The organism is Streptococcus sp. HMSC076C08 (genome assembly GCF_001810825.1).
In the GTDB taxonomy this organism is placed as follows: Bacteria; Bacillota; Bacilli; order Lactobacillales; family Streptococcaceae; genus Streptococcus.
The window spans coordinates 1-993 of record NZ_KV802730.1 but is presented as its reverse complement, the minus strand read 5'-3'; the positions used below and the strand labels follow the sequence as shown (position 1 = coordinate 993).

Sequence of the window (993 nt, the reverse complement as noted above, 5' to 3'; positions counted from 1 at the left end):
GTCCAAGAAGGTAAAGTGACCTTCACTCCAGGCCATGACTCAGTTCCATTCCCAGCTGATTCAACTCCATTATTTGACAATGGTACAGCTATGAAGGAAGTGCCAAATGTTGGTAAATTCGAAGTGGATGCAGACGGTAAGGTGACTTTCACTCCTGATAAACAGTTCAAAGGTGAAACACCAGAACTTGAATTGACTCGTGTGGATGCCAACGGAACTCCTGTTACTGTCAAGTACCAAGCGGTGGTGAAAGAAGTAGTTCCAACCAGCACTAACGCAACGAGCACAGGTCCTCAGGGTGTTCCACAAACTGGTACTCCAACCTTCCAAGGTGGCGATCCACTGGTTCCAATCGATGAAACAGTTGAGCCAACCTTCGAAGATGGCAGCAAAGAGAAGACTATTCCAGGTCAAGGAACCTACACAATTGCGCCAGACGGAAGTGTGACCTTCACTCCAGATAAACAGTTTGTAGGAAACCCAGATCCAGTCACAGTGAAACGTGTAGATAAGAATGGCACCCCAGTCACTGCGACTTACAGTCCAGAGTTTACTAAGGTAACACCAACTGGTAAAGATACTTCTTCAGTGAACATTAAGGGACTTGTTCAAACAGGTACGCCAACATTTGAAGGTGGTAATCCGCTTGTTCCAATCGATGAAACAGTGGTAGCAACATTTGAAGATGGATCAACTGAAAAAGTGATTCCAGGTGAAGGAACTTATACAATCTCACCAGATGGCACCGTCACCTTCACTCCAGAGGCAGACTTTGTAGGAAAAGGAACTGGCGTAACAATCGTTCGTAAGGATAAGAACGGTACCCCAGTTACTGCAAGCTATCGTCCAACAGTTGTAGATCCATCTACTGGTCATGATACGGCTTCTACAGGAGCAAAAGGCCAACCACAAGTGGCAACTCCAACGTTTGAAGGACATATCGATAGTACAGTTCCACCAACCTTTGAGGATGGTAGCACGACTATGATTGTT

The 993-nt window shown here is 45.7% G+C and carries 1 pseudogene; it reads left to right on the top strand.

Annotated elements, in window-relative coordinates:
* Nucleotides 1–993, top strand: a pseudogene (locus tag HMPREF2766_RS04465) (YSIRK signal domain/LPXTG anchor domain surface protein); the annotation flags it as partial.